An 8,219-nucleotide genomic window follows, 5' to 3' on the forward strand; every position below is an offset into this window, starting at 1 on the left:
CTTTAATTTTGTCTACTAAAGATAGGAAAATTATGCCAAAAGTTATGTTAAATTACTTATAATATTCGGATGTCAAGAACCTTTTTATCTTCAAGATAAGCTTCCAGAATATCATTTTCTTCCACTTTTTCTACGCCTTTCGGGGTTCCTGTAAAGATAAGATCTCCCACTCTCAATGTAAAATACTGCGACACAAAAGCAATAATGTCATCAATGGTGAACATCATGTCCTTCGTATTTCCGTCCTGTACCTTTTCCTTGTTCTTCAGTAAAGAAAAATTCAGGCAATCCAGATTAAAATTATCTTTTTTAAAGAAATTTCCCACTACTGCAGAACCGTCAAAACCTTTCGCCAGTTCCCAGGGCAATCCTTTGGATTTTAATTCACTCTGAAGATCTCTCGCGGTAAAATCAATTCCCAGCCCGATTTCCTCATAATGTTTGTGTGCCGTTTCTTTCTGGATGTATTTTCCGCCTTTCGAAATCTTAATAACAACTTCCAGTTCGTAATGCACATCATCTGAAAATTCGGGAATGTAAAAATCATTTCCCTTCAAAACCGCTGTGTCCGGCTTCATAAAAATGACCGGTCTTTCCGGGATTTCGTTGCCCAGTTCTTTTGCGTGTTCGCTGTAATTTCTTCCAATACAGATTATTTTCATACTCTTTTATTTTGTCTTTGCGAGAAGCGAATGCGATAAAGCAATCTCAGTCTCCCATTATTTAATAAATTTTTATTTTCAACGATCGTAAACTTCCATCCTCAATCTTCCTTTCTTTTTTAGGAGCTTTTTCCCGCTTTCCGCTGTATCTTTTGTTCCGCTTCGCTTCACAAAAGGATGCCGCTGCAATCGTGGCTATGTGAAGTGAAACGGTTAATTTCTACAAGTTAATCATGAATTTTCCAATGTATAATATTTTATTTGTAAAAGAAAATTCATTCCTCATCGATTATAAATCATCAATTATCAGTCATCACTTATCAATCATAATTAAAGACCACCCCGTCAAAAATTCATTCGAATTTTCGCCACCCCTCCGGAGGAGGGGAATTGTACTGTTTTCTTTCAATATCCTCTTTATTATATAAATAAGGAATACAAATATACAGCTCATTAGCTGAGTGAAGCGCCCTTGCGAACGGAAAATATCCACAATACTTTCAAAAAGACATTGCGACCATTGCGTTAAAAAGAATATTAATTTCACTTTCTAAATTTAATGTGTAAACCGTATTTTATCATTCATCATTTATCAATCATAATAAAAAAACACCCGTCAAAAATTCATTTGAATTTTCGCCACCCCTCCGAAGAAGGGGAATTGTACTGTTTTCTTTCAATATCCTCTTTGTTATATAAATAAGGAATACAAATATACAGCTCATTAGCTGAGTGAAGCGCCCTTGCGAACGGAAAATATCCACAATACTTTTAAAAAAACATTGCGACCATTGCGTTAAAAAGAATATCAATTTCACTTTCTAAATTTAATTCGTAAACCGTATTTTATCACTCATCACTTATCACTCATATTAAAAGACCACCCCGTCAAAAATTCATTCGAATTTTCGCCACCCCTCCGGAGGAAGGGAATTGTACTGTTTTCTTTCAATATCCTTTTTGTTATATAAATAAGGAATACAAATATACAGCTCATTAGCTGAGTGAAGCGCCCTTGCGAACGGAAATATTCACAATACCTTCAAAAAAGACATTGCGACCATTGCGTTAAAAAGAATATCAATTTCACTTTCTAAATTTAATGCGTAAACTGTATTTTATCAATCATCATTTATCTCTCATCATTTATCTCTCATCATTTATCAATCATATTAAAAGACCACCCCGTCAAAAATTCATCCGAATTTTCGCCACCCCTCCGAAGAAGGGGAATTGTACTGTTTTTCTTTCAATATCCTCTTTGTTATATAAATAAGGAATACAAATATACAGCTCATTAGCTGAGTGAAGCGCCCTTGCGAACGGAAAATATCCACAATACCTTCAAAAAAATATTGCGATCATTGCGTTAAAAAAACATTACGTCACTTTCTAAAACCATTAATGCGTAAACTCATTCCCGCAATAATAACAGACAAATTTATGGCTCGTTAAAATCGAAATTCCGAAAAAACTTGTGGCACTGTCGTCCCTGTAAATATGGTTAGAACCACATTTCGGACAAACGAAATCAAATTCAGGATCTGCAATGGTGTGTTCTACTTCCAGAGAAAATTCTTCGTTTTCCTTGTAATCTTTCAATGCCTGATTTGCTTTTTCAAGATCCTCTTCAAAAACCTGAAGCTGAATTCCGCCAACCGCCTGAGAAAGCAGCCAGTCCGACTGAATCAACTGTTCATTGGCGATAAAGCTATTGATGCCGCTTTCAGCCAGAATCTGTTTATCCCGGTTCGCCTGAAGCGCCGTTTCGTAAAATTTGAATTTAACCAGTTCACTCATCGTCTTTTTACTTTTTTCATGTTTTTTATAAATATAGTTATTTTTATTTTTTTAAGTGAATGAACTTACGTAATGTAAGCGCAACAGATTCAAATTTATTTTCTTATAAAATTTTAAACAAATCATTGTAAACCCAACCACCACCGTGGGCTGAGCGGAGTCGAAGCTCACATCATTGCCATCCCATTTTAAACAGATCATTATAACACAAATCCGCCATGGGTGCTGAGCGAAGCCGAAGCGCACATCATCGTAAATAATTATTCCTAAAGTTGTTTAAACCCGCCAAGGACGCAATATTTTTTAACATGCTCTATCTGTTTAAGGCGCAAAGATTTTATCTCCGATAAAATTTTAATGAAGATATTTCTAAGGTAACCATACGCTTCTGCTCCGCTTTGCGTACTGCTGGGTTGATTTGTTTGAATGACTGAATTTATGAAATCTGTTTTTTGCTTGTTTTTGAAGGATGTTTTTTGATGAACGGGTTAAAATTACCACAGAAATGTCCATTTTCCACCACCATAAAAAATTCTGACCGGTTTTGACTGCTTTTGACCGGTTTTGACCGGTTTGAAAACCCATTTCTTCGGATCATGTTCGGGTCTTCTTCGGATCGGCTTCGGAAAAATGGGATTTTTTCCGAAGGATGACCGAACAACAGCCGAAGGATTCCCGAAGAATTTTATGAAAGTATTTCTGCTTCATTGTACGCTTCGGCTCCGCTCAGCGTACTTTAGTGCGATTCCATTTAAACAAATTATTGTAAACCAAACATTCACCGTGCGCTGAGCGGAGCCGAAGCGCACATCAATAAGACTCCATTTTAAACAAATCATTGTAAGCCAAACCATCACCGTGCGCTGAGCGGAGCCGAAGCGTACATTAAAACACACCCATAAAAGATATTTTTCATCATGATTTCCAACCTGTTTGAAAAAAAATGCATCCTTTAAAATAAAGCGACATGTTTTGTCGTTAATGAAATGTAATTTTGCAGAAAAGTAAAAAAGACAGGAGTTTATTTTTATTATTCTGAACAAAAAATTAATAAAAACAAGCTGCTAAAAGCTCATAAAAAGACTAAAAAAACCATGATTAAAACAAATAAATTTCGGACAGATTCTGTCAAATTCAGTATCAATTCTTTAAGAATGCGGATTTCCAGATTTTTCTAAGCATTCCCTTTCTTAATTTTCACCTTATAATAACTTTTAAAATTACACGACACATGAAAAAACTCGGCATGAGTATGCTCACCTTGTGCAGCATTCTGGGTGTTTCCGCCCAAGAAGTGGTGTGGCAGAAAGACATCCGGTCTTCAACGCAGGATTTCCTTTCGCAGGTCACTACCACCATCGATCAACAGTATTTAATTACCGGAAGCAGCATCCGTCCTGACAACAATCAACCAGCATCTGACAACAAAAAGCAGAACAACGGTTACGATTTCCATCTTGTTAAGCTGAACCAGCAGGGCGAAGAGGTCTGGGAAAAATATTTCTCAGGGAAAAACCATGATTTTTTGTCGGCAACAGTTAATACGCAGGAAGGAGGGTTCCTTCTGGCGGGTTCCAGCTATTCAGGAAAAGGACTGGATAAAAAGGACGATTCCAAAGGCGGCAGTGATTTCTGGCTGATCAGAATCAACGAATTCGGCGATGAATTATGGCAGAAAACCATAGGCAGTGCTGCAGATGAAGAAACAAGGGCGGTGATCCAAACAACAGATTTTGGATTTTTTGTTGCGGGTAATGTGCAGAACTCACCGAAAGGCTACGGCTCCAAAGATGTTTTGGTGGTACGACTGGATAAAAACGGGAAGGAACTATCCCAATTGATTTTAGGCGGAAAAGGTCTGGATGAAGTGGAAAAGATGATTCCCACCAAAGATGGTGGAGCTTTGTTAGGGATCTACTCAAGAAGCGCAGCTTTGGCAGGAAGCGGGAAGACGGAGGCTGGAAGTAGTAAAACCATCAACTATCAACCAAAAACAAGCAATAATTTTGGTGAAGGCGATTACTGGATCGTTAAGCTTTCGAAAGACGGAAAAGTGGAATGGGAAAAGAACTTCGGAGGAAAAGGCGACGATCATGTAAGAACACTGACGCTGACTTCAACCGGCTACCTGATCGGTGGGGAGTCTAGATCGGAAAGATCGGGAAATAAATCAGTCGGTATTGAAGAAGGTACAGACCTCTGGTTAATCTCCATTGATGAAAGAGGCGAAGAAATCTGGCAGAAGTCCTACAGCTTTAAAAACAGGGATGTTCTGATGGGGATGAGTGTCATTGCCGGGAAGCAGGAAGACGGAGGCGGGAAGTCTAAGGGAATTCTCTTAGGCGGTTACACACAGGCAGAAGGCAGGATTGAAAATGATGATGAGACTTTCTGGATGCTGTATCTCGACCAGAACGGAAACGAGCAGTGGAGAAAGCACGTAAAAGGAGAATCCCGAAAAAAAGAGGAACGGTTATCTGATATTAAGCTGAACCGTGACGGATCAATCATACTCGCAGGAACCAGCGCAGAGGAACTGGGTAAAGAAAACTGGAAGATCGTGAAGCTTGGGGATAAACAGGTTGACCAACTGATCGAAAAGCAGGATATTAAGATCTATCCGAACCCGGTAACGGATTATGTATATGTGGAACTTGGGTTTGAGGACTTAAGAGAAGGCGCGTTTGAGGCTGAAATTGCGGTGTATGATATGGGCGGAAGAAAGCTTGAAACGGTAAAAACAAAAAACAAGATCACCAAAATCAATACCCAGCCTTTGATTCAGGGGGCGTATCTGGTGGTGGTGAAAACCAATGACAAAACGGCGAATGCCAAATTGATTAAAAAGTAACACAAGATGAAAATTAAAAGAAACAGTATACTTAGCGCATTGCCGTTAAGTGTTTTAATGTTGATAAGCTTCAATGCTTATAGCCAGAATCAACAGATAAAGGATAAAAAATTTGATTTTATCCCTAAATCTCCTGACGTAGCTTCATTAGGAAAATATATTGATAAACCTATTTCGTTATCTTCAGGCTCAGCGAATGTAAATATTCCTCTTTATTCACTGAATATTAATGACAATATTTCCATTCCTATAAACCTTATCTATAATTCACAAGGCGTGAAAGTAAGCGAAACGGTAAGCTCAGTAGGGCTTGGCTGGGATTTATCATGCCTGAGTTTTGTAACAAGGAATATCCGCGGAAAAGAAGATAATTATATTGATCCCGATTTTTACAATCAAAACAATACACTGGCTAAACAAAATCTGGCATCAAATGCAACCAGCACATATCCTAACGCATGGCTGGATCAGAACAGTAATGCAGTTGACACAGAACCTGATGAATTCAGCGTATCGTTATTTAATCAAAGTTTCAAGTTTTACTATGATTTTAAAACTCAGAAATTCATTCAGACTCCGCAAAGTGACATTAAAATCATTCCTAATATTTCTACAAACGGGAATATCATTGATATGAAAATCGTGGATACTTCAGGAAATACTTACTATTTTGGGAGATCCTATGATGAAGACAATAATGTCGCAGTAGTTGACGAGCTTGGATCCATAAACATAAATACAGAAAGTGCCTATACATCTGGAGTGCAGCCAAAAATTAACACATGGCATCTTGTGAAGATAGAAACTTCTGATAAAAAAACAGTGAAATTTTTTTATGATGAAAATTATGTTCCCGTAACGGATATGAATAAACAGAATATTCAGCTTGCCGGACAATACAAGTATATGTTTAATACACTGGACTTTGCAAATGGTACTTATAATAATGTTCAATGGGTTAACGGAAATCCTGTTGTTGTTGGAAATCTTTACCCTGTTTCTTATGGAATATATTCACAAAATAAGGAAGGGATAGATTATAATATCTATTCCATACCAAATACTCAGGACAAAATACTAAAAAAAATAGTCTATGATAAAACCCAGATAGAATTTGAAAAATCTGCTATGATCAGAAAAGATCAGAATAATTATTCTTATGAAAAGATAAATGTAAAATATGATGGCAGAACTGTAAAAAGTTTTTCATTAAATCACACCTATTTTAATGATGAATATGGCTTTATATCATCCGATCATTCAAGAAGTCATAATTATATTTTTAGTGATTATTTTGATAAGTCACACTACCGATTAAAGTTAAATTCTGTATCGGAATACGGAATCAATAATTCTTTTACCGGAAACTATTCTTTTGATTATTATGCGGGGCAGCTTCCAAGCAAACTGAGTTTTGCCCAAGATTTTTTTGGATATTATAATGGAAAGACTACTAACACAGAACTCATTCCCAATGTTTATTTTAAGTTGGAAAATGTTTACAAAAAAGCAGGAACAGCCGAAAGGAATGTAGATCTTGAATTTTCAAAAATAGGAGCTTTAAAAAGTATTACCTATCCGACTAAAGGTAAAACAGAATTTGAATATGAGAATCATTCCTTTGCAGGTATAAGTGATATTACAGAAACTCCGATGAATCTTGATTTGTTTTCTATACAAACATATAATATTGAATTTGCAGCAGAGCAATCTGTAGATCCGAATACAGGTAATATCTTACCATTAAATACTGTTTATGAAAAAGAAATTGAATTCAATAAAGATGTAACATCAGATATTTCTGCTGATATTCAAAAAGTACTACAAAACCCTGAAAATTCCAATTCATGGATGAATTCATTTTATATCAGAGTTTATAAAGTTGATTCCAACGGAAACAGAACATATTTGTTTCCAATATCATCTACACCAAGTAATTTTCAACATTTATTCACACAAGGAAAATACTTATTTGAAGCAACAAGAATGACACATACCGTCGATGAAGGAGGGTTACAGGAGGAACAGGGGTCATTTTCCATAACAATATCATATCAGGATCAAGCACCTTTCCAGATCGATAATTCCCCAACTTCTCATATTGCCGGAGGGCTTAGGATAAAATCAATCACTCAAAAAGATACCAATGACACTACGCTTTTAAAAACCGAATATAAATATGAAGATATTATAAACGGACAAAAATACTCTTCAGGAATTTTATATGGTTATCCGCTATTAATGTCAGAAGATTACTATTTTGGAGTGAATAAATTTTATGGATTGATTGATTTCCCTTTAAAAGGTGGTTCTTCACACAGTATATTATATGCTAAGGTGACTGAAGAATCTGTAGACAATAACCAAAACATAATCAGAAAAATTTATCATTTTGACAACAACTTTATTCCGCCTATTAATGAGACCAATTCTGATGTTCGATTAAAAACACCCAATTTTGGATGGAGAATAGGAAATCTCAAGGAAATTGAATACTACAAATCAGGAGGCAACAATAGTTTTTCTTTAATAAAAAAAGACAGTATCATTTACAATCAAAAGGGAACATTTACTAGTGATGAATTAGGAGTAAGTATTGAACCGCGTGATGTTATTTCTTACACTTCGTTATTTGATGTTACCAAGTATAAATATGAATATTATCCTCTGTACACGGATTTTAATTACGAAGCTACCAAGATCACAAAAGAATATATTGATAATGCTGTGGTGAGTACCACTACAACAAATAACTTTAATAATATCAATTCATATGAGTTGACGGTGTCGAAAACTCAATTTCCTGACGGAAGCATCACAGAGACAAATTACCAGTACGCCCACGAAAAAAACAACCAGTTATTGATCAGTAAAAACATGATCGGCATTCCATTGGAAACCACCGT

At 36.1% G+C, this 8,219-nt stretch carries 4 protein-coding genes; 2 read left to right on the top strand and 2 right to left on the bottom strand.

Annotated elements, in window-relative coordinates:
• Positions 1-56: 56 nt before the first annotated feature.
• Positions 57-662, bottom strand: a complete 606-nt coding sequence (locus BW951_RS06190) for a fumarylacetoacetate hydrolase family protein (RefSeq protein WP_076390984.1) — start codon at positions 660-662, stop codon at positions 57-59.
• A 1,401-nt stretch (positions 663-2,063) separates the two neighbouring features.
• Complete coding sequence (locus BW951_RS06195) at positions 2,064-2,462, bottom strand: putative signal transducing protein (protein ID WP_076390985.1); 399 nt, start codon at positions 2,460-2,462, stop codon at positions 2,064-2,066.
• A gap of 1,231 nt (positions 2,463-3,693) precedes the next feature.
• On the opposite strand from BW951_RS06195, the gene BW951_RS23325 reads away from it, so the two are divergent.
• Together BW951_RS23325 and BW951_RS06210 are read left to right on the top strand one after the other, a co-directional pair.
• On the top strand, positions 3,694-5,313 hold the full coding sequence (locus BW951_RS23325; RefSeq protein WP_076390987.1) for a T9SS type A sorting domain-containing protein: 1,620 nt from the start codon (positions 3,694-3,696) through the stop codon (positions 5,311-5,313).
• A gap of 6 nt (positions 5,314-5,319) precedes the next feature.
• Positions 5,320-8,219: hypothetical protein (locus BW951_RS06210; protein WP_139326110.1), on the top strand; the 2,900-nt coding region annotated here is incomplete at its 3' end.

It is taken from the genome of Chryseobacterium gambrini (assembly GCF_900156825.1).
Lineage (GTDB): Bacteria > Bacteroidota > Bacteroidia > Flavobacteriales > Weeksellaceae > Chryseobacterium > Chryseobacterium gambrini.

Coding starts and splice junctions, on each gene's coding strand:
- BW951_RS06190 (WP_076390984.1), bottom strand. CDS start 662: ATGAAAATAATCTGTATTGGAAGAAATTACAGCGAACACGCAAAAGAA.
- BW951_RS06195 (WP_076390985.1), bottom strand. CDS start 2,462: ATGAGTGAACTGGTTAAATTCAAATTTTACGAAACGGCGCTTCAGGCG.
- BW951_RS23325 (WP_076390987.1), top strand. CDS start 3,694: ATGAAAAAACTCGGCATGAGTATGCTCACCTTGTGCAGCATTCTGGGT.